Below are 22090 nucleotides of genomic sequence, written 5' to 3' on the forward strand. Positions count from 1 at the left end.
TATAATTAAAATATTCGGTTTTACTCCCCAGGAGGTTTAAATAGAACGATGAAGTTTCGTCGAAGTGAACGTATTATTGATATGACGCATTATTTACTGGAGCACCCGCATCAGCTTGTGTCATTGACCCTTTTTGCGGCAAGATTTGGTTCTGCCAAGTCTTCCATTAGTGAGGATTTGGCTATTATTAAAGAAACATTTGAGAAGCGCGGCATTGGTACGCTTCAGACTGTTCCGGGTGCAGCGGGCGGTGTGAAATTTTACGCACGCGTAGATAAAGAAAGTGCGAAAGAGTTTATCTCAGAGTTATGCCGGCAAATCGAAAATCCGGAGCGTCTTTTGCCAGGCGGCTATTTATATATTATGGATCTGCTCGGAAATCCATCCACAATGAATAAAATTGGCAAGCTGCTCGCATCAGCATATGCAGACAAAAAGATCGACACCGTCATGACGGTTGCCGCGAAAGGCATTCCTATTGCTCATGCAATTGCGGCTCATTTAAACGTGCCGGTTGTTGTCGTGCGCCGTGACAGCAAGGTGACAGAAGGACCGACTGTCAGCATCAACTACGTATCAGGCTCAACAAAGCGTATTCAAGCAATGGTGTTATCGAAACGCAGTTTAAAAGAAGGATCAAAAGTTCTTCTCGTCGATGATTTTATGAAAGGCGGGGGCACAATCAACGGCATGATCAGCTTGCTGGCTGAATTTAATGCCTCCGTAGCCGGAATAGCGGTTCTTGTGGAAGCGGAATATCCGGATTGTCTTATTGATGACTATATTTCACTCGTTAAATTACAAAATGTAAATGAAAAAGATGCCTCCATCTCCGTTGTGGAAGGCAACTATTTTATAAAAAATAATGAGTTTTTACAGGGGGAATCAAAATGAACATCGTCAATACTATAAAAGCACCTGCAGCAATTGGACCGTACTCACAAGGAATTATTGTGAATAACTTGTTTTACAGCTCCGGCCAAATTCCGCTTACAGCAGAAGGCACACTTGTAGAAGGCACAATTGAAGAGCAGACCCATCAAGTATTCGCAAATTTAAAAGCCGTCCTTGAAGAAGCAGGGGCTTCCCTTGAAACCGTTGTGAAAGCAACTGTTTTTCTGTCTGATATGAATGAATTTGCACCGTTTAATGATGTGTACGGGGAATATTTCTCAGCGCACAAGCCTGCCCGTTCATGTGTTGAAGTAGCGCGTCTTCCCAAAGATGTGAAAGTAGAAATTGAAGTTATTGCGCTTGTAAAAGCATAAACCGGCCTTGCGCCGGTTTTTTTGTTCAAATTTTTTTGGTTAAGAAAGAAGGAATATTGCAACAATTATGGAATAAGTAGTTTAGGCTTTTTTAAATACGGGGAAAGGGGGTGAATATGCGTGGAAATAACAGACATAAGATTACGCCGTGTTCAAACAGAAGGCCGGATGAGAGCGATCGCATCCATTACATTTGACGGGGAATTTGTTATTCATGACATTCGCGTCATTGACGGCAATAACGGCCTATTTGTGGCAATGCCAAGCAAACGGACACCGGAAGGAGAATTCCGCGATATTGCGCACCCGATCAATTCCGGAACCCGCGGGAAAATTCAAGATACGGTGCTTGAAGAATATCACCGCGTATGCAAAATGGAGAAAGAAGAACTGGTTGCGCTTGAAGAGGCGTAATTATGTTTTTTATTTCATCAACGTGGCAGCTGCCGCTTTTTTTTTCAGCAAGAGCCTGATTATGTGAGGGCTCTTTTTTGCGTTGTCAAAAATGTGTCATTTTCCTGCTTTGATTGAAATTAATCGGTATTTAAGATATATTCAATAGTGGATAATCAGGTGAGGAGGCCTTTCATGACGAATATTTACGCTGTGATTCTGGCTGCAGGACAGGGAACGCGCATGAAGTCAAAATTGTACAAAGTGCTGCACCCGGTCTGTGGAAAGCCAATGGTAGAACATGTTATTGATCAAATTTCAGGTTTACATACAGAACAAATTGTGACAATCGTTGGTCACGGTGCTGAAAAAGTAAAGGCGCAGCTTGGAGACCGATCTGCTTACGCTCTGCAGGAAGAACAGCTCGGTACAGCACATGCGGTTATTCAAGCGCAGTCGATGTTGGATGGAAAGGAAGGCTGCACGCTTGTTGTGTGCGGAGATACACCTCTCATTCAGACGTCAACAATGGAAGCACTTGTTAAGCATCATCAGGAAACAAACGCAAAAGCGACGATTTTAACGGCTCATGCGGAAAAACCGGATGGATATGGCCGTATTCTTCGTGGAACAGATGGATCTGTTACCCGTATTGTAGAGCATAAAGACGCGTCGGATCAGGAGCGTGCTGTGAAAGAAATTAATACAGGCACGTACTGCTTTGATAATAAAGCATTGTTTGAGGCATTAAAAAATGTTTCAAATGAAAATGTCCAGGGTGAATACTACTTACCAGACGTCATCGAAATTTTAAAAGCGGCCGGTGAAACCGTTTCTGCGTATCAAACAGAAAGCTTTGATGAAACACTAGGCGTCAATGACCGTGTTGCACTTAGTGAAGCAGAACGCCTTATGCGGGCACGAATTAACGAACAGCATATGCGCGCTGGTGTAACCATTATTGATCCGCAAAACACATATATTGGGCCGGATGTTGCCATCGGTTCTGATACAGTGGTTCACCCTGGAACGATTATTTCCGGCACCACATCCATTGGTGAGGACTGTGTCATTGGACCAAACAGTGAAATTTGTGAATGCGAGGTCGGAAATCGGACTGTGATTCGCCAGTCGGCGGCCTTTGACAGCCAAATTGGCTCAGATGTTAACATTGGACCATTTGCACACATCCGTCCAAAGTCATCGCTTGCCAATGAAGTGAAAATCGGCAATTTTGTTGAAGTGAAAAAAGCATCATTTGGCAAAGGCAGCAAAGCGTCTCACTTGAGCTATATTGGTGATGCACAAGTAGGCAGCGATGTGAACATCGGCTGTGGCGCCATTACCGTCAACTACGACGGGAAAAACAAATTTTTAACAACGATTGAAGACGGTGCTTTTATCGGCTGTAATTCGAATCTTGTTGCACCTGTCACCGTAAAAAAAGGTGCTTATGTGGCCGCGGGATCTACGATTACCGACGAAGTGCCGGAAGAATCAATGGCGATTGCCCGTGCCCGCCAAGTGAATAAAGAAAGCTACGTTCAAAAAATCTTTCCGAAAAATGATTAAATTAGGACAGTGGAGGTCATCATGAGCAATCAGTATTTAGATCCAAATTTGAAAATCTTTTCGTTAAATTCCAACCCGGCACTTGCCCAGGAAATTGCGGAATTTATCGGAGTTGAACTTGGCAAATGTTCCGTTACCCGTTTTAGTGATGGAGAAGTACAAATTAACATTGAAGAAAGCATCCGCGGCTGTGATGTGTACATCGTCCAATCCACAAGCGGCCCGGTCAATGAACATTTGATGGAATTGCTCATTATGATTGATGCGTTAAAGCGGGCGTCAGCGAAAACAATCAATGTTGTGCTTCCGTATTACGGCTATGCGCGCCAGGATCGTAAAGCGCGTGCCCGTGAGCCGATTACAGCAAAACTCGTTGCGAACTTGCTTGAGACAGCGGGAACGACCCGTTTGATTACACTGGATCTTCATGCACCACAAATTCAAGGGTTTTTTGATGTCCCGATCGATCATTTAATGGGTGTGCCTATTTTAGGTCAATATTTTCAAGAAAAAGGGCTTAATAACGAAGAAATTGTTATCGTGTCCCCGGATCATGGCGGCGTAACGCGTGCGCGTAAGCTTGCAGACCGTCTTAAAGCACCAATTGCGATTATTGACAAGCGCCGTCCACGTCCGAACGTATCAGAAGTAATGAACATCGTTGGAAACGTTGAAGGGAAAATTGCGATTTTGATCGATGATATTATCGATACGGCTGGCACGATTACACTTGCGGCGAATGCCCTTTCTGAAAGTGGTGCAAAAGAAGTTTATGCTTGCTGTACGCATCCGGTTTTGTCAGGCCCTGCCATGGAACGCATTGAAAATTCGAACATTAAAGAGCTGGTTGTAACAAATTCAATTGCGCTTGCTCCTGAAAAGAAAATAGACAAAGTCGTGGAACTATCTGTTGCGCCGCTCATTGGCGAAGCGATCATCCGTGTTCACGAAGATCAGTCTGTCAGCACCCTGTTTGATTAATCATTACCTGAAACCTGATTCCTTCTAAGGAATTGGGTTTCTTTTTGTGCTGTTCATGTTTATAAATCACCTCCCAGGGGAATACACAATCATGTACACATAAAAAAATGACCGATTTATAAATCAGGAAGGTGAAGATCAGCTATGAGTAAATTACAAGCAAAAAAACGTGAAGGTTTTACGAGGGCAGCATTAACTGAAATTCGTACAGCAGGCTTGTTTCCGGCTGTTATATATGGAAAAGGCGTGGAATCCGAACCGGTGTCCGTTGAAGAATCCGAGTTCATTAAAGTGATCCGTGAAGTAGGAAGAAATGGATTAATTTCACTAGATGTAGATGGAAGCAAGCATGATGTTATTCTGCAGGAATACCAGAAGGATCCGATTAAAGGGTTTATCGTACACGCAGACTTTCTGGCAGTCGACCGTTCATCTGAAATCACCTCCCAAGTGCGTGTAGATATTGAAGGGGAAGCGGTGGGTTCTAAAGAAGGCGGCGTTATTCAACAGCCATTATTCGAGTTAAACGTTACAGCGAAAGTATCAGATTTCCCTGAACATGTATCTGTTGATGTGTCAGAGCTTGCGATTGGTGACTCGATTTCAGTCGGTGATATTCGTGATAAATATGATTTTACGATTGAAAACGAGGACGAAGATACAATTGTTTCTGTTCTTCCTCCACAAAAACTGGAAGAAACAGAAGAAGGTACTGAAGAGGCAAGTGAAACAGAAGCAGAAGCATCTGCTGAAGGCGAAAAAAAAGAAGACTAATCATTTGAATAAAGACGGGCAGATTAATCTGCCTGTTTTTTTTGCATGTGGTCATGTATACTGAAAGTAACTGTGAAAAATTGAGGTGCAATGAAAGATGAAATTAATCGTAGGCCTTGGCAATCCAGGCATGAAATATGCGGAAACACGTCATAATATTGGCTTTGACGTCATTGATGAACTGGCGAAACAGCTGGGCGCCGAATTAACAGAAGCAAAACATAAAGGGATATACGGCATCGCCCGAAAAGGAACGGGAAAAGTCATTTTATTGAAGCCGCTCACATATATGAACTTATCAGGTGAAAGCATTGGTGAAGTGATGCGTTATTACAGCATGGAAACGGATGATGTAATCGTTGTATACGATGACCTTGACCTGCCGCAGGGGAAAATACGGCTTCGGCAAAAAGGCAGTGCTGGCGGCCATAATGGCATCAAATCGACCATTGCCCATTTAGGTACAGATCAATTTAAGCGGATACGGATTGGAATTGGCCGGCCGGATGGCCCAATGAAAACTGTCGATTATGTTCTAGGCAAATTCAGCAGCGATGAGCGAATCGTGATGAATGAAGCGGTAGAAAAAAGCGCGGCAGCTTGTATTCACGCAGTAGACCATTCATTTATTGATGTCATGAATGAATTTAACCAATAAGTTAGGAAAGCACAAGGCGCAAGTCTTTCAGCGACAAGCATAAGACGAGCAATGGCGGAGGCGCTTTTTGCCTCCAGAAGGGCTTGGCTGGCTTAGAGCAAAGTCTTTGCGGCATCACGCCGCAAAGACTTTGTGACTCACATCCTGTGAGCCCTCAAGCTGATGGCGCCTGGAGCTAGAAAATGAAGTAAAAAAGCTTTGGGCGTATGCCCCAAAGCGTTTTTCTGTTTTGGAAAAGGGGGAGCAATCGGGATGAACCATTTACTTGATTTATTTTTAAAAAATGATGAAGCAGTATCTGTCATCAATGGAATGGAACTTGGGATGAAAGAACAGCTGGCCGCAGGTTTGTCCGGTTCACTCCGGGCTGTTTTCGCAGCTGCTGCACACCGAAAGCTTCAAAAACCGGTGATGATTATTACATACAATATGCTTCAAGCTCAAAAACTGTATGACGATATCGTTCAATTTATACCAGAGGAACACGTGTATATGTATGCTGCCAATGAACTGATTGCGGCAGAAATCAGTATTGCCAGCCCGGAGCTGCGCGCACAACGCATTGAGATGCTGAACCATCTGGCACTGCAAGGAACTGGAATATATATTGTGCCTGTAGCTGGATTAAAAAAGCTGCTTCCTTCTAAAGATAGATGGAAGCGACTTCAAAAAACATTTACATCTGGAGAAGAAGTGGAACTGGAGAGCCTAAAACACGAGCTCGTGGAAATGGGTTATGAGCGGGCGGATATGGTGTACGCACCGGGTGAATTCAGCATTCGCGGCGGAATTATTGACCTTTATCCGCTCACGTCTGAGTATCCGGTCCGAATCGAGCTGTTTGACACAGAAATTGATTCCATCCGGACGTTTGCACCGGATACGCAGCGTTCGATTGAAAACATGACCTCTATTTTGATTGGTCCGGCGGCGGAAATGCCGGCTTCAGCGGAAGAACTGGCTGCACTGGCCGGTCGACTTCAGGACGCACTGGATGACACGTTAAAGAAAATCGGCAGCCCGGAAGTGAAAAAGCAGCTATCTTCTTATGTAGGCGCGGATATTGAAAAGTTAAAACAAGGCATCCGCATCAATGAATTAGGCAAATATACGTCTCTTCTTTACGATCAAACGGCGCTTGTGACATCATACTTGCCGGAAAGTGGAGTCGTCTTTTTTGATGAAATGAGCCGAATTAAGGAAATTAGTGATTCGTTAGAAAAAGAGGAAGCAGAATGGTATACCACTCTTATTGAAGAAGGAAAAGCAGTTCATGGCTTAACGCTCGCACATACTCTTCAAAAAGCAATTCAGGCAACTGTTCAGCCTTCTGTATATTTATCGTTGTTTATGCGCCAGACAGCTGGCGGGAAGCCGGAAAATATCGTGAATTTTTCCGCCCGCTCAATGCAAAATTTCCATGGTCAAATGAATGTGCTTGAAGGAGAAGTCGAGCGTTGGAAAAAAGCTGGAACAACTGTGCTGTTTTTAGGCGAAACGATGGAACGGGTTGAAAAAATAAAAGCGACACTGAATGATTATGGCATGGAGATCACAATGATTAAAGATCAAAATGAAGTGATCGAAGGTATTGTCCAAACAGGTCCTGGCGCTTTAACATCCGGCTTTGAGTTTCCGCTGTTAAAGATTGCGGTCGTTACGGAGCAGGAGCTGTTTAATAAAAAAGCGCCAAAAAGCAAGAGGCGCCAAAAGCTTTCAAACGCTGAGCGGATCAAAAGTTATTCAGAACTGAAGACCGGCGATTATGTCGTTCATGTAAATCACGGGATCGGGAAGTACCTCGGCATTGAAACGCTCCAAATTAACGGCGTCCATAAAGACTATTTGAAAATTAAATACCAGGGCACAGATGAATTGTTCGTCCCAGTTGAACAAATTGAACTCGTGCAAAAATATGTTGGCTCAGAAGGAAAAGAGCCAAAAATTTATAAGCTTGGCGGCAGTGAGTGGAAACGGGTGAAAAAGAAAGTTGAATCATCAGTTCAGGACATTGCGGATGATTTAATTAAACTTTATGCTGAACGAGAAGCAGCACGCGGTTATGCTTTTTCACCAGACGGGGATATGCAGCGTGAATTTGAAACTGCTTTCCCGTATGAGGAAACAGAGGACCAGCTGCGGTCGATTCAAGAAATTAAGCGCGACATGGAACGTGAACAGCCGATGGACCGCTTGCTTTGCGGCGATGTCGGCTATGGGAAAACAGAGGTAGCGATCCGGGCGGCATTTAAAGCAGCGGCGGATGGCAAACAGGTAGCAATTTTAGTCCCAACAACAATATTGGCCCAGCAGCACTATGAAACGCTGAAAGAACGGCTGCAGGACTTTCCTGTTAACGTCGGCCTGCTTAGCCGCTTCCGCACACGCAAGCAGCAAACAGAAACGCTCAAAGGCTTAAAAGCAGGAACGGTCGATATCGTAATTGGTACGCACCGCCTGTTGTCAAAAGATGTGCAGTATCAAGACCTTGGCCTGCTTGTCGTCGATGAAGAACAGCGGTTTGGTGTCACACATAAAGAAAAAATTAAACAGATGAAAACAAACGTGGACGTGCTGACGTTGACAGCGACGCCAATTCCACGAACACTTCACATGTCGATGCTTGGTGTACGGGATTTGTCGGTTATTGAAACACCGCCCGAAAACCGTTTTCCTGTCCAAACGTACGTCGTTGAGCACAATATTGGTCTTATCCGTGAAGCAGCCGAGCGGGAAATTGCCCGTGGCGGACAAGTTTTTTACTTATACAACCGGGTTGAAGACATTGAGCGGCGTGCCGATGAAATTTCGATGCTCGTTCCAGATGCGCGGGTTGCCTATGCGCACGGCCAAATGACAGAAACAGAGCTTGAAGCCGTTATTCTCGGCTTTTTAGGAGGGGAATCAGACATATTGGTGACAACAACAATTATTGAAACCGGCGTCGATATTCCAAATGTAAATACATTAATTGTTCACGATGCTGACCGGATGGGGCTTTCTCAGCTGTATCAAATCCGCGGGCGTGTCGGCCGGTCCAATCGGGTCGCGTATTCGTATTTTATGTACCGGAAAGACAAAGTGCTATCTGAACCGGCAGAAAAACGGCTTCAAGCAATTAAAGAATTTACCGAGCTCGGTTCAGGCTTTAAAATCGCGATGCGCGATTTATCGATCCGCGGTGCGGGTAATTTGCTTGGATCCCAGCAGCACGGCTTTATCGACTCGGTCGGTTTTGATTTGTATTCACAAATGCTGAAAGAAGCGATTGAACAAAAACAAGGCGGCGATAAAGAGAAAAAGGCGCCTTCATTCGAAGTAGATGTGACCATTGATGCATATATTCCAGATGCGTATATTACGGACAGTGCACAAAAAATTGATATGTATAAGCGGTTCCGTTCAGCGGATTCGTTTGATGAAATAGATGAGCTGAAAGAAGAAATGACCGATCGCTTTGGCGACTACCCGCAAGAAGTGGCGGATTTGTTTACAGTGGCAGAAATGAAAATTTATGCGGCTAAAACGAAGCTGGAATCCATTAAGCAATCAAAAGACACAGTTGCCATTTTAATGAGCGATGAAGGGACAAAAGAAATTGATGGCTCCAAGGTGTTCGCCATTTGCACCAAGTTTGGCCGCATGTGCGGGTTGGGAATGGAAGAACAGCGCCTGAAAATAACGATCGACCCGAAAAAAGCGCCGGAGCAAGGTTGGTTTAATGCTGCATTTGAACTTATAAAAGAGCTGGAAATGGCAAAAAAACAAGTATAGTTTCATGTATAGAATGCTTCCTCCTGAAAGATACTAACGCCAAGAAATGGTTTTGATATTTTGATGGCGAAAGAGAGGCAGTCCATGATGAAAGCTACAGGTATCGTTCGACGTATTGATGATCTTGGCCGTGTGGTTATTCCGAAAGAGATCCGCCGTACACTTCGAATTCGAGAAGGGGATCCGCTGGAGATTTTTGTAGATCGTGACGGCGAAGTCATTTTAAAAAAATATTCACCTTTTACAGAACTGGGTGATTTTTCGCAGGAATATGCAGAAGCACTGCATGACAGCCTGCACTACGCAGTGCTTATTTGTGACAAAGATACCGTTATTTCTGCTGCGGGTGTGAAAAAGAAAGACTTTGTAGAACGAAAAATCGGTCCGATTGTGGAATCGGTCATTCAGGAAAGGCGTTCAGCTGAAAGCAATGAGCGGCGTGATGTTGAATTAACCGATGGCCGCACAGTAGAAACTGAATCGTATTTTATAACACCGATCATTGCAGCTGGTGACACCATTGGAGCTGTTGTTTTATTTTCAGAAGAACGTTCAGCCGGTGAGGCTGAACAAAAAGCGGCGTTCGTCGCTGCGGCTTTTTTCGGTAAACAAATGGAGCATTAATCCGGCATCCCTTATAGGGAGCCGGATTTTTCTTTTCAAACAGGATAAAAATGAGTAAAGTAGTCACTGAGGTGGTCGCGTGGAAACAGAGAAGTCATTATTAAAAGGAGCGGTTTTGCTGACAATCGCCGCGTTATTTGTAAAAGTGTTAAGCGCGGTGTACCGTGTGCCTTTTCAAAATATAGTTGGGGATACCGGTTTTTATATTTATCAACAAGTGTATCCGTTTTACGGAATTGCCGCAGGGCTTGCTGTTTCCGGTTTTCCGGTTATATTATCCCGTATAGTGGCAAAGGCGGATGAACGGAGAAGTCAGGTGGCTGTCCATACCGCTTTTATAACAATTGGTATGATGGGTTTTATCGCTTTTTTATTGCTTTTTTTCAGCTCCGGGTGGATGGCCTCATCAATGGGTGATGAAGCACTGAAGCCGCTCATTCAATGCAGTGCGTTGTTTTTTTTATTTGTTCCGTATATTGCGGTGAAGCGGGGAACGTTTCAAGGAAGCGGCAATATGGCACTGACAGCCTCCTCTCAAATGGCGGAACAGTCTGTTAGGATCGTGGCTATTTTACTTTTCTCAGCTTATGCTGTTTTGTCGGGTAGAACACTGTATGAAGCGGGACTTGGTGCTGTTATTGGATCACTGTTCGGAATGGCAGTATCTGCTTTTGTCGTTTGGCAGTACAGCCGAAAGCAAAAGCGGAGTATTTTGTTTCTGTTTGACCGCAGGACAGCTGTGGAGATTATCACACGCGGGACGGCGGTTTGTTTGTCTGCATTGACGCTTGTTTTTTTACAGCTGGCAGATTCTTTTCAAGTGTACAGCGGACTAATTGACTCTGATATGGCGGCAGCGGACGCGAAAAAGTGGAAAGGTATTTTTGATCGCGGCCAGCCGTTGCTGCAGCTTGGTGTTGTGGCAGCTGTGTCTATTTCATTAACTATTGTTCCACTGATTTCGAAAGCATGGAAAGAACAAAACCAAAAAGCGGAAGCCGCATTCAGCCAGCTGGCGCTGCGTGTCAGTTTTGCGCTCGGTCTCGCCGCTTCTGCCGGTCTGGCTGCTGTTATGATTCCGCTGAATACGATGCTTTTTAAAACGGCGGATGGCTCAGGATTTTTAGCTGTTTTTGGATTATCGATCTTTTTTTATTCATTGATGGCGGTAATGAACGCGGTTTTTCAAGGAAGAGGAAATGACTGGATACCCGCCGCAGGAACCGTAATCACGGTCGCTGTCAAATGGGGAGCAAACGCACTTTTAATTCCAGGATACGGATTGTACGGTGCCGCATTTGCGACAGCAGGTTCGCTTCTAGCCGGTGTTTGTTTTTTGTCGGTTATGTGGAAAAGAAAGTGTGCGCCGCTTTTAACGCATGTATTCGTCTTTAAAACAACGGCAGCCGTGCTCCTAATGGCGTTAGTAGTTTTTCTCTTTATCCAACTTATTATTCCAACAGATGCAGGGAGAATATGGAACGGGGCTGCTGCCATAAGCGGAGCGCTTCTCGGTGCCTGTTTGTTTTTTGTTTTCATGATAAAATGGAGAATATGGAATGATGACGACTTGCGTATCCTGCCGTTTGGTGAAAAGCTGGCAAAACGGGCAGAAATGCGGACTAAAAGGAAGTGACGGAAAGTTGACGAATCAAATAACGATTGTCGGCCTTGGTGCGGGCGATCTGAATCAAATGCCACTTGGCGTATACCGGCTGCTGAAACAGGCAAAAACCGTTTGGCTCCGGACGATGGAGCATCCGGCTGTAGCAGAATTAAAAAAAGAAGGCATTCAGTTTGAAAGCTTTGATGCTATTTACGAAAAGCATGACCGGTTTGAAGCGGTATACGATGAGATTGTAGCAGAACTTTTAGAAAAAGCCATCCACGAACCCGTTATCTATGCGGTTCCCGGCCATCCAATGGCGGCGGAAAAAACGGTTCAGCTTTTACTTGAGCGAAAACGGGCAGAAAAAGCGGATGTTGTTATTGCCGGCGGACAAAGCTTTCTTGATGCTTTGTTTACAAGTGTAGAAATTGACCCGGCAGATGGCTTTCAACTGCTTGATGGTACAGCCTTACACCGGGATGACCTTCATATTTTCAGCCACATTATTATTGCCCAAGTATATGATTCACTCGTCGCTTCAGACGTGAAGCTGACCCTGATGGAAAAGTACCCGGCCGAACATGAAGTAACGGTTGTAACAGCGGCCGGAAGTGAGCATGAAGTGATTCGGACCGTGCCGCTTTATGAGCTTGATCACGGGATGGAACTAAACAACTTAACGAGCGTGTACGTGCCGCCTGTCCAAAAAGAAGATAATACATATCGTGAATTTTCGGTGCTGCGCGGTATTATTGCACGTCTTCGGGACCCGGAGAATGGATGCCCTTGGGATCTTAAACAAACACATGCTTCTTTAAAAAAGTATTTGCTTGAAGAAACGTATGAACTATTTGAAGCGATCGATAATGAAGACGACGGTGAAGTGGCTGCTGAGCTTGGTGATGTTTTGCTTCAAGTGCTCCTGCACGCACAAATCGGTGAGGATGAAGGTATGTTCTCAATCGATGATGTTATTGAATCGACTTCGGCAAAAATGATTCGCCGGCACCCACACGTGTTTGGTGAATCCACAGCAGAAACAGCTGAGGATGTAAAAGCGAACTGGCAGGAAATTAAAGCTGCAGAAAATGGACATAAGCGAGAAAAAGTGCTCGATGGCATTCCGAAAGGGCAGCCAGCGATGATGGAAGCATACGACCTTCAAAAAAAAGCGGCGAAAACAGGCTTTGACTGGCCGGATGCAGCGGGTGCGATTGCTAAAGTAAAAGAAGAATGGGCCGAATTTCTGGTGGAAACGGAATCGGACCAGCCGGACAAGCTGCGAGAAGAATTTGGCGACGTCCTTTTTACCCTTATTAACGTAGCCCGTTTTTACGATATTCATCCAGAAGAAGCGCTTGAGGCAATTAACCGCAAGTTCCGCCGCCGCTTCAGCTTTGTAGAAGAGCGTGTCCTCGAGAGCGGCCGTCGGTTTTCGGATTTTACCCTTCATGAATTGGATTCATTTTGGGATTTAGCTAAACAGGAGGAAAGAAAATGAGACTCGATAAATTTTTAAAAGTGTCCCGGATTATTAAACGGCGTACGCTGGCTAAAGAAGTGGCGGATCAAGGCCGAATTTTGATTAACGGAACAGAAGGAAAAGCGAGTTCAACTGTAAAAGCAGGCGATGAGCTGACGATCCGTCTTGGTCGTCATATCATGACCGTGAAAATTGAAAAATTGCTTGATACAACGAAAAAAGAAGAAGCAGCCGGCATGTATACACTTCTTAAAGAAGAACAGCTGGGCGACTAATCGAAAGCATCCGTTTAAGGCGGGTGTTTTTTTCATGAAATGGGCTTTCTATGCATAGCATTTCTATAAAGGGGATGGATGCAATGGACATAAGACAAAGCCATACCGTAAAAATGGACGGGCGTAAAATGATTGAGTTAACGGGTGTTATGCAGGTGGAACGGTTTGACAGCACGGAATTTTTACTCGAAACAGTCATGGGGAAGTTAAAGATTCGCGGCACGGGCCTGAAGATGAAGCATTTTGATACGGTCAAGAAAGAAGCAGCCATTGAAGGACGCATCACGGCTTTTATGTACGTTGAAGGCGGTTTGGGAAAATCATTCTTTAAACGGTCAACATGAGCCTCGGTACGCAGTTTGATACAGCTATTGCAATGCTTGGGATGGGGATTTGTTTCGGGTTAATGGCTGAAATTTATCACCGCATCCGTCCGAAAACAAAAGGTGTTGTCTTTTTGACGGATGTGCTGTTTTGGATCAATTATGCCGTTTTGTTATTCGTTTCTTTATACTATGTAAACGATGGCATTGTCCGGCTGTCTTTTTTTCTTTTTTGGCTGGCTGGCTGCATGATGTATATAACAGGGCTGCGGCGTTTTATTCTTCCGCTTGTGGATGGTCTTTTTTTCTGTATTCGCTTTTTATATCGAGTCGTCTATGGAATTATTCGAATATTTTTTGTGATTCCAATCCTTTTCATCGCAAAATGTACGCTTTCCCTTGCCAGAATGAGTAAGTTTCTATTATTATGGGTGGTAAAGGTACTGATCGTGCGGCCGTGGACGGCAATTGTCCGCATGAAAAAATAAATGTTGGAGGAACGTCGATGCGCGGATTAAATAAAGAAAAAGTAGCTTCCTTAAAAAATGCCTTTGTCATGAGCGAAGAAAAAAGATCCATGTTTAAGATGCAGCATAAGCGAAAATTAATGCGCAGGCTTGCTGCGTTTACTGCAGTGACACTAATTATTCTCGGTACCCTTCTATCGGGTTTGATCACACAGACCGGCAGTTTAAAAGAGAAAGAACAGGAGCTTGCGGAGGCGAAATCAACGCTGTCTGGGCTTGAGCAGCAGCAAAAGCAATCCGAAGAAGAGTTGGTCCGCCTGCAAGATGATGAGTATATTGCAGAGCTTGCTCGGAAAGACTATTTTTTGTCAGATGATGGAGAAATTATCTTCAATATACCCGAGGAAAACGAAAATGTACAAAATACAGAACAGTAAAGAAAGCAGTGTCATGTTGACACGCTTTTTTTACGTACTATAATAATAAGTAAGGTTCGAACAATTTTAAGGAGGAACAAATTTTTTATGTCAATCGAAGTGGGCAGCAAGTTACAGGGTAAAGTAACCGGAATTACAAAATTTGGCGCATTCGTACAACTGCCAGAAGGTTCGACGGGTCTCGTCCATATTAGTGAAGTGGCAGATAATTACGTCAAAGATATCAACGATCATCTAACAGTTGGCGATGAAGTGGAAGTAAAAGTTTTGAATGTGGAGAAAGATGGCAAAATCGGCTTATCGATTCGAAAAGCAAAAGATAACCCGCCACCGCAGCAAACGCAATATCGTCCGCGTCCACAGCGTCAGGGTGATTTCCGAAAAGGACCGCGCGGCGGAGGACAGCCGCCAGTCGAAAACTTTGAATCGAGAGTGGCCCGTTTCTTAAAAGACAGTGAAGAACGCATCTCAACATTAAAGCGTCAAACAGACTCACGCCGAGGCGGAAGAGGCGGAAGACGCGGATAACGCTGCTCCCTGTCGATCCCATATATACGCAATAAACATTTATTTTAAAGTCCCGAATAGTATAATTCGGGACTTGTTTTCATTTTTGGATGAAAGGAAGCGAATCAGAAGCATTTCCCTTTAAAGGACCAACTATTGCTCTAAGTGAAAAATCGGGAGTAGGCTATAATTTTGTGAAAAATAGCAGAGGGTGAGAGAAACGATTCGATAGGAGCGTCTGGGTAAGGTAAAAGAGTACACAGATGCAAAACAATAGGTCCAATAAAAAAGATCGGTGAGCAAATGCTCACCGATCTTTTTTGCTGTATGACCCCTACGGGATTCGAACCCGTGTTACCGCCGTGAAAGGGCGGTGTCTTAACCGCTTGACCAAGGGGCCGTTATGAGACTGAAGTAATGTAATGTCTAGCTGCGTTCGCCAGAAGCTCGGAGGCTCACAAGAGGTGAGTCACAAAGGTGTTGCGACAGGACGTCGCATTCTTAACCTTTGTTCATCTCTTATGCCTATCGCTCCTGAGCGGGCAAACTCCGCTTTTCTTTTATAGCGGCGGAGGGGATCGAACCCCCGACCTCACGGGTATGAACCGTACGCTCTAGCCAGCTGAGCTACACCGCCAAATTGTGTGTGTCTGTAACAGCACAAAATCTATAATAACGGCGGGATGATAAAAAGTCAATATTATTTTCAATAAATGTTCATTATAATTTTGTCGAACGATTTTTCCAGCTTATTTCCTTCGTTTGACAAAGTTTGAGCAAACGATCTTTTATACTTCACGGTAACGATTAAAAAGGAGTGGTTTTGTGCAAAGAGCGGAGCAGGGAATGACGGGGGAAGCGGTTCTAGGCCAAGGATGGGAAAAGGGATTTGCGGGGAAAACGGCCTTTATCCTCCTGGATCGCGGATGGATTTTGGTGCCGGCTGGCTTTTTATTTGGACGAGCATTGCTGCTTTCGCAACTGTCGCCATTTGCGCTTTCCTTTTTTGTAGCGGTATTTATGTTGAAAAAAGATGTGGCACCGCGGGTATTTTTAGCTGTACTGGCCGGAGCACTTTCGATTTCACCGATACAGGCATCAAGTGCCTTCGCTTTGTTGTTTTGTTTTCTTATCCTCCACCGGGTATTTCGTTCACTTCATAAAGGAGAAACAGCGCCCGTTCCTTTTTTCGTCTTTTTTACGACTCTCGCCGTGAAAAGTATCTTTTCTTATGTATTAAATGGATCGGAATTTATACCAGCGTATGATTTAGTACTGGCGGCGGTAGAGGCTTCACTTGCATTCGTCCTGACGCTTATTTTTATGCAGTGCATGCCGTTTTTATCCCTTTCCGGACGAATTCGGACGTTGAAAACGGAAGAATGGATCAGTCTTTTGATTGTTTTTGCTTCCGCGGCAACAGGGATGGCTGGGTGGGTGATCGGTGGTCTGGAGGCAGATCATATTGCCGCAAGATATTTGGTTACGGCTATTTCTTTTTTATCTGGGGCGGCATTTGGATCAGCAGCCGGTGTTGTCAGCGGGCTTATCTTAAGCTTGGCCGGCGTCAATGATTTTCATGAAATGAGTATTTTGGCATTCGCCGGTTTGCTGGGGGGCTTATTTAAAGAATGGAAACGGGGCGGCGCAATTGCAGGCTTGATGACAGCAACAGTGCTGGCTGGTTTTTATGGAGAGGGAAACTTGACAGATATGGCTACTTTGTATGAATCAGCCGCCGCCGCCATTTTATTATGCTTAACGCCGAAAACATGGACAGACCATCTGTCAAAATTAATACCGGGTACAACAGAGCATTCGATTGAACAGCAGCGTTATTTGCGAAAAGTACGGGATGTAACAGCCAATCGAATGGAGCAGTTTTCAGATTTGTTTGATGCGCTTGCAGGCAGCTTCTCACAGTCCGGTCATCATCACGAAACAGCCGAACGAGAAGTGGATTTGTTTTTAAGCGGCATTACCGAAAAAACATGCCAGACCTGCTTTAAAAAAGAACAGTGCTGGGTGTATCAATTTGATGAGACATACAAGCTGATGAAAAACATATTGGAGGACGCGGATACAGGGACTGATTCGCTTTCTCCTCATTTAGCAAAAGAATTAGAGGATTACTGTTTCCGCCCTGCCCGTGTTGAAGCGGAAATTCGTTCTCAGCTGACGTATTACCGGGCGAATAAAAAGCTGAAACAGCAAATGAAAGAAAGTCGGAAAATTGTCGCCGATCAGCTTGAAGGAGTCTCGAAAGTGATGAGAGACTTTGCAGGTGAGATGAAGCGGGAAGAAGAAACGCACATTTCACAAGAAGAAAAAATTACAACAGCGATTGAATCATTTGGGATGGAAATTACAGATATTAGCGTTTTCAGTGTTCAAAAAGGAGCAGTTGATATTGAAATGACCATTCCTCATTCAAGAGGACACGGGGAAAGCGAAAAAATTATTGCACCTATTCTTTCTGATCTTCTAAATGAGTACATCATTGTTGTAGATGAGCAGCATGATGGCTCAGGCATCAGAAGTATTTTTCGTTCCGCTAAAGCGTTTCGGGTCGTGACTGGACTTGCTCATGCAGCAAAAGGCGGCGGTCTCATATCCGGTGATTCTTTTTCAGCCATTGAAATTGGAACGGGGAAATTCGCTCTTGCGATCAGTGACGGAATGGGCTATGGGGGCCGGGCGCACGATGAGAGCAGTGCCACGATCAGCTTGTTAAAACAAATTCTACAGTCCGGCATTGAGGAAACGGTGGCGGTCAAATCAATTAATTCTATTTTGTCTTTGCGAACGAACGATGAAGTGTTTTCTACACTGGATTTGGCGATTATTGACCTTCAAGACGCACGTACTGTTTTTTTAAAAGTTGGCTCATCACCAAGTTTTATTAAACGGGGTGACCAAGTGCTGAAAGTAGAAGCGGGCAATGTGCCGATTGGTATTTTGCAGCAGTTTGAAGTGGAAACGGTTCAAGAACAATTAAAATCAGGTGATTTGCTTATTACGATGAGTGATGGTGTTTTTGAAGGAGCAGACTTCATTGAAAATGCCGAGATGTGGATGAAAAGAAAAATCAAATCAATCGAAACCAACGATCCTCAAGACTTTGCTGATTTATTGATGGATGAAGTGATGCGGACGCAATCGAATGAAATAAAAGATGATATGACGCTTTCAGTCGCACGCATCGAACACAATGTGCCGGAGTGGGCAGCGATCCCTGTGTATGATATTAAACCGTCTGAAAAAACAAAAAAACGGTCAACACGACGCCGGGCTGTATAAAATCATCTTTTTCAGTCCAATATGAAGAAAACGAATGAGAGGCGGGGACAATCATGAACATGGGCACAATTAAGCAATTGCTTTTATTAACAGATGGCTGTTCCAACACGGGAGAGGATCCGGCGATGATAGCAGCTTTTGCCCGGCGGCGAGGCATTACAGTTAATGTCATCGGCATTGTTGAGGACAGCGAAAGCGATTCGGGGCTGGGTGAAATTGAAGCGATTGCAAAAGCGGGCGGGGGCGAGAGCCGGATTGTGCAAGCTGCTTCTTTATCTGAAACAGTTGTCAACGTCACAAGGCAGGCAATGACGGGTACAATTTACAACATTATCAACGAAGAGCTTCGGGGCATTTTAAATAAAGAAACAAACGTGGAATTATTGCCGCCGGCAACGAGAAGCGAGATTGCGGAAAAAGTGGAGGACATCAGCGAAGAAGCCGCACTTGAGCTGCTTGTCCTTACCGACATGAGCGCCAGTATGAAAATGAAGCTGCCTGCTGTTAAAGAAGCGCTTTACGATTTGTCTATGACAATGCAGTCCCGGATCGGTCCGTCTTCTTTTTCATTATGGACATTTCCTGGGAAATACAGCGCGGCAGAAGAGCGGATTGGCTGGACGACTCATGCAAATAAATTGGCAGAATCGTTCCCGCAGCTTTTATCTGGTGGTATTACACCGACGGGTCCCGCCATCAGACAAGCACTTTCTTCATTTTTGGAAATGGATGAATACGATGAAAAATCGATATGACGCAAGGCCCGGCGATTTGATTAAAGGAAAGTGGACAGGGCACGTGTGGCAGGTAGAGCGGGAAATTGGCCGCGGGGCAAACGGAATTGTTTATCTTGTAAACGGGAAAGTCGGGCAGGCCGCGCTAAAATTTGCAGACTCCGCTTCTGTTGCGTCTGAGACGAATGCATTGACAGCACTTGAGCGGGTCAGGGGAACATCTCCCGGCCCTTTTTTCATTGAAGCGGATGATACAGAAAAAAAGGGCGTCATTTATCCGTTTTACATTATGGAGTATATTAATGGGCCGATGCTTCATACATTTATAAAAGAGAAAACAGATGAATGGGCGATTATCCTCCTTATTTGGCTGCTTAATTTTCTCGAACCGCTTCATAAGTCAGGCAGTGTCATGGGCGACTTAAAGCCGGAAAATTTTATTGTAGCCGACAGGGGACAAACGGTACGAGCAGTGGATGTAGGAGGAATTACAAAGTTTGGACGGTCCGTGAAAGAATATACAACACTTTACGACCGGGCAGCATGGCAGGCCGGAACGAGAAAATCGGAGCCTTCCTACGATTTATTTGGTGCTGCGGTACTCGCCATCGCTCTTGTACATAAACAGCTCGTTCAAAAAGCGCTGGGTGATACAGGCAAACTGGAGGATATTGTTCAGTCATCACCTGCCCTGCAATTAATTGCACCCGTTTTAATAAAAGCATTCAACAATGAGTATGATAGTGCTTTGTCGATGAAAAAAGAACTGCTTCTTTGTTTTACCAAAAAGAATACAACGAGGCAAAGTCGAAAACAGACAATATCGTTTTCGAAAAAATGGATGGTCTTTGCGGGTGCTTTTGCCGCCATCCTTACGCTGTTTTTGTTACACTAAAAAGAAAAAGCAGAGAGGCGGCGCAGGGGCTGTGCATTTTTTTGAAGAAAACGTAAAGCAGTTTATGGAAAAAAAAAGAATGGTTGAATGGGGGGATCATGTGGCCGTCGCGGTCTCAGGGGGGATTGACTCGATGGCACTTCTTTCTTTGTTGCACAAACAGCGAACGAGGCTTGGTATTTCCGTCAGTGCTATTCATGTGGATCATATGCTTCGAGGCTGTGAATCGTATGAAGATTTGCGTTTTGTTGAATCGTTTTGCCGGGAAAGAGATATTTCTTTTTTTGGCAGGAGAGCAGATGCTCAGCATGAAGCGGATGTGTCACGAATTGGTATTCAAAAAGCAGCCCGGCATGTGCGGTACGCTCTTTTTGAACAAGGAATGGACGAGCTCGGCGCTAATAAGCTGGCAATGGCTCACCATGCCGATGACCAGGTGGAAACGGTCTTGATGCAGCTGACGCGGGGCGGACATACACAGACAGGCATGCCAGCGATTCGTTCGTTTGCCGGGGGCCAGCTTATTCGTCCATTTTTAGCGGTTACGAAAGAGGATATTGGGGCTTATACATTCGAAAACTCGATCGCCTATCGTGAAGATCCAAGCAATAAAAAAGACACATATACGAGAAATCGGTTCCGGCATCAGGTGCTGGCATTTTTAAAAAAGGAAAATCCAAAAGCCTCTTTTCATATTCAGCATTTTGCGGAAGGACGTCAGGAAGATGAGTGTTTGCTGCGCGCGATGGCGGAGGAACAAATAAAGAATATGACAATCTGGAAACAAGAATCCGTGTCACTGCAAATCAAGCCGTTTCAGGAGGTGCCTCTGCCTTTACAAAAAAGGGCGATTCATCTAATATTAAACTATCTTTATCATGGAAAAACAGCGTTTTCTTTTCTACATATTCAACACATTTTACAACTGCTTCAAACAACCGCCCCATCAGGGAGATTAAACCTTCCATCATGTCTTTCTGTACGCAAAATAAACGAGCAGTGCGTCTTTGCCTACGAAACGGATGATGAACCGGACTGTGACCCCAATCTTCTGTTTGTGGAAGATCGGCTGTACCGGCGGGGCGTTGGCACATTTACGCTGACAAACAACAGCGGATGTCCGGACGGAGCAGATTGTTTTCGTTTGAATCCTGATACGCCAATTCCGATTTGTATCCGGATGCGGCAGGATGGGGATCGGATTCAGCTGAAAGGAATGAATGGTTCTAAAAAGCTTGCGCGGCTTTTGATTGATGAAAAAGTTCCACTTGCATACCGAGGCCACATTCCAGTTGTAACGGATGCGAACGGCACGATCCTGTGGATACCGGGAATCCGCAAGTCGATTCACGAAGGGGACGGGCCGCTGCTGTTGATTTATGAAAAGGAATGAACCAATTTTGGGAGGAAAATCTATTGTTACGTAACGATATCGAAGAAGTATTGATTTCGGAAGAGGCAATACAGGTGAAAGTGAAAGAGCTTGGAGCTCAATTAACAGAAGAGTACAAAGATCGTTTTCCTCTTTTCGTCTGTGTACTAAAAGGTGCAATGCCTTTTATGTCTGATTTGGTAAAACGTGTGGATACCCATCTTGAAATAGACTTTATGGACGTTTCGAGCTATGGCGCATCGACCGTTTCATCTGGAGAAGTAAAGATCGTGAAAGATTTGAACACGTCTGTGGAAGGTCGTGATGTATTAATCATTGAAGACATTATCGACAGTGGATTGACATTAAGCTATCTGGCAGAGCTTTTTCATTACCGAAAAGCAAAGTCTGTGAAAATTGTCACCCTTCTAGACAAACCTACTGGACGAAAAGCGAAAATTAAAGCAGACACAATTGGTTTTACAGTTCCGGACGCATTTGTTGTTGGGTACGGTCTTGATTACGCAGAACGCTACCGGAATCTTCCATATATCGGTGTTTTAAAACCAGCTATTTACACAGCGGCCGAAGAGGAATAAACGTTCAGAATGAATAGGCTAAAAGAAGGTTCAAATAGTTGTAAC

Annotated in this window: 21 protein-coding genes and 2 tRNA genes; 21 read left to right on the forward strand and 2 right to left on the reverse strand. The window is 44.6% G+C overall.

Translation table 11 applies throughout. The features are described from left to right. The first annotated feature begins 48 nt into the window (after positions 1 to 48). The 16 genes from purR to NLX67_RS19385 all read left to right on the forward strand — a co-directional run bounded on the left by purR (position 49) and on the right by NLX67_RS19385 (position 15166). On the forward strand, positions 49 to 894 hold the full coding sequence (gene purR / locus NLX67_RS19310; protein WP_046181297.1) for a pur operon repressor: 846 nt from the start codon (positions 49 to 51) through the stop codon (positions 892 to 894). Further along, entirely contained in the window at positions 891 to 1268 is a 378-nt protein-coding gene (locus tag NLX67_RS19315) for a RidA family protein (protein ID WP_254313033.1), read from the forward strand. Before purR ends, NLX67_RS19315 begins: the two co-directional genes overlap by 4 nt. 120 nt (positions 1269 to 1388) lie before the next feature. Beyond that, positions 1389 to 1682, forward strand: a complete 294-nt coding sequence (gene spoVG / locus NLX67_RS19320; protein ID WP_046181295.1) for a septation regulator SpoVG — start codon at positions 1389 to 1391, stop codon at positions 1680 to 1682. 174 nt (positions 1683 to 1856) lie between these two features. After that, entirely contained in the window at positions 1857 to 3233 is a 1377-nt protein-coding gene (glmU, locus tag NLX67_RS19325) for a bifunctional UDP-N-acetylglucosamine diphosphorylase/glucosamine-1-phosphate N-acetyltransferase GlmU (protein ID WP_254313034.1), read from the forward strand. A gap of 21 nt (positions 3234 to 3254) precedes the next feature. Continuing rightward, entirely contained in the window at positions 3255 to 4214 is a 960-nt protein-coding gene (locus NLX67_RS19330) for a ribose-phosphate diphosphokinase (protein WP_046181293.1), read from the forward strand. A 144-nt stretch (positions 4215 to 4358) separates the two neighbouring features. Beyond that, positions 4359 to 4988: a 50S ribosomal protein L25/general stress protein Ctc gene (locus NLX67_RS19335; protein WP_046181292.1), complete on the forward strand. Its 630-nt coding sequence runs from the start codon at positions 4359 to 4361 to the stop codon at positions 4986 to 4988. Between the two features lie 97 nt (positions 4989 to 5085). Beyond that, on the forward strand, positions 5086 to 5646 hold the full coding sequence (gene pth, locus NLX67_RS19340) for an aminoacyl-tRNA hydrolase (protein ID WP_254313035.1): 561 nt from the start codon (positions 5086 to 5088) through the stop codon (positions 5644 to 5646). Between the two features lie 252 nt (positions 5647 to 5898). Next, a complete protein-coding gene (gene mfd, locus NLX67_RS19345) occupies positions 5899 to 9420 on the forward strand; it encodes a transcription-repair coupling factor (RefSeq protein ID WP_254313037.1) in 3522 nt (1173 codons plus the stop codon). A gap of 87 nt (positions 9421 to 9507) precedes the next feature. Continuing rightward, a complete protein-coding gene (spoVT, locus tag NLX67_RS19350) occupies positions 9508 to 10044 on the forward strand; it encodes a stage V sporulation protein T (RefSeq protein WP_046181313.1) in 537 nt (178 codons plus the stop codon). 79 nt (positions 10045 to 10123) lie between these two features. Next, positions 10124 to 11680, forward strand: a complete 1557-nt coding sequence (locus NLX67_RS19355) for a putative polysaccharide biosynthesis protein (protein ID WP_254313038.1) — start codon at positions 10124 to 10126, stop codon at positions 11678 to 11680. 7 nt (positions 11681 to 11687) lie between these two features. After that, entirely contained in the window at positions 11688 to 13154 is a 1467-nt protein-coding gene (gene yabN, locus NLX67_RS19360) for a bifunctional methyltransferase/pyrophosphohydrolase YabN (protein ID WP_254313039.1), read from the forward strand. After that, entirely contained in the window at positions 13151 to 13411 is a 261-nt protein-coding gene (locus NLX67_RS19365; RefSeq protein ID WP_046181288.1) for an RNA-binding S4 domain-containing protein, read from the forward strand. The genes yabN and NLX67_RS19365 overlap by 4 nt, the downstream gene beginning before the upstream one ends. Before the next feature lie 83 nt (positions 13412 to 13494). Further along, positions 13495 to 13755 carry a YabP/YqfC family sporulation protein gene (locus NLX67_RS19370; protein ID WP_052728635.1) on the forward strand — a complete coding sequence of 87 codons (261 nt, stop codon included), beginning with the start codon at positions 13495 to 13497 and terminating at the stop codon, positions 13753 to 13755. Further along, entirely contained in the window at positions 13752 to 14222 is a 471-nt protein-coding gene (yabQ, locus tag NLX67_RS19375) for a spore cortex biosynthesis protein YabQ (RefSeq protein ID WP_046181286.1), read from the forward strand. Before NLX67_RS19370 ends, yabQ begins: the two co-directional genes overlap by 4 nt. 17 nt (positions 14223 to 14239) lie before the next feature. Further along, entirely contained in the window at positions 14240 to 14638 is a 399-nt protein-coding gene (locus NLX67_RS19380; protein ID WP_046181285.1) for an FtsB family cell division protein, read from the forward strand. An 87-nt stretch (positions 14639 to 14725) separates the two neighbouring features. Beyond that, positions 14726 to 15166: a S1 domain-containing RNA-binding protein gene (locus NLX67_RS19385; RefSeq protein WP_046181284.1), complete on the forward strand. Its 441-nt coding sequence runs from the start codon at positions 14726 to 14728 to the stop codon at positions 15164 to 15166. A gap of 307 nt (positions 15167 to 15473) precedes the next feature. Here the strand turns inward: NLX67_RS19385 and NLX67_RS19390 are convergent. Then, positions 15474 to 15545: transfer RNA gene (locus NLX67_RS19390), tRNA-Glu, on the reverse strand. A 163-nt stretch (positions 15546 to 15708) separates the two neighbouring features. Next, a tRNA-Met gene (locus NLX67_RS19395) sits at positions 15709 to 15782 on the reverse strand. Between the two features lie 188 nt (positions 15783 to 15970). On the opposite strand from NLX67_RS19395, the gene spoIIE reads away from it, so the two are divergent. From spoIIE to hpt, 5 genes are read left to right on the forward strand one after another with little or no spacing between them, the layout of a single operon-like run. Next, on the forward strand, positions 15971 to 18445 hold the full coding sequence (gene spoIIE, locus NLX67_RS19400) for a stage II sporulation protein E (protein WP_254313040.1): 2475 nt from the start codon (positions 15971 to 15973) through the stop codon (positions 18443 to 18445). Positions 18446 to 18498: 53 nt separating this feature from the next. After that, complete coding sequence (locus NLX67_RS19405; protein WP_046181283.1) at positions 18499 to 19200, forward strand: hypothetical protein; 702 nt, start codon at positions 18499 to 18501, stop codon at positions 19198 to 19200. Further along, positions 19184 to 20074, forward strand: a complete 891-nt coding sequence (locus NLX67_RS19410; protein ID WP_254313041.1) for a protein kinase domain-containing protein — start codon at positions 19184 to 19186, stop codon at positions 20072 to 20074. The genes NLX67_RS19405 and NLX67_RS19410 overlap by 17 nt, the downstream gene beginning before the upstream one ends. 31 nt (positions 20075 to 20105) lie before the next feature. Beyond that, on the forward strand, positions 20106 to 21467 hold the full coding sequence (gene tilS, locus NLX67_RS19415; RefSeq protein WP_254313044.1) for a tRNA lysidine(34) synthetase TilS: 1362 nt from the start codon (positions 20106 to 20108) through the stop codon (positions 21465 to 21467). A 23-nt stretch (positions 21468 to 21490) separates the two neighbouring features. Continuing rightward, positions 21491 to 22045, forward strand: coding sequence for a hypoxanthine phosphoribosyltransferase (hpt, locus tag NLX67_RS19420; protein ID WP_046181281.1), 555 nt, complete (start codon positions 21491 to 21493; stop codon positions 22043 to 22045). The last annotated feature ends 45 nt before the right edge of the window (positions 22046 to 22090 follow it).

The sequence above is a fragment of the Domibacillus sp. A3M-37 genome, from assembly GCF_024213455.1.
In the GTDB taxonomy this organism is placed as follows: Bacteria; Bacillota; Bacilli; order Bacillales; family Domibacillaceae; genus Domibacillus; species Domibacillus tundrae.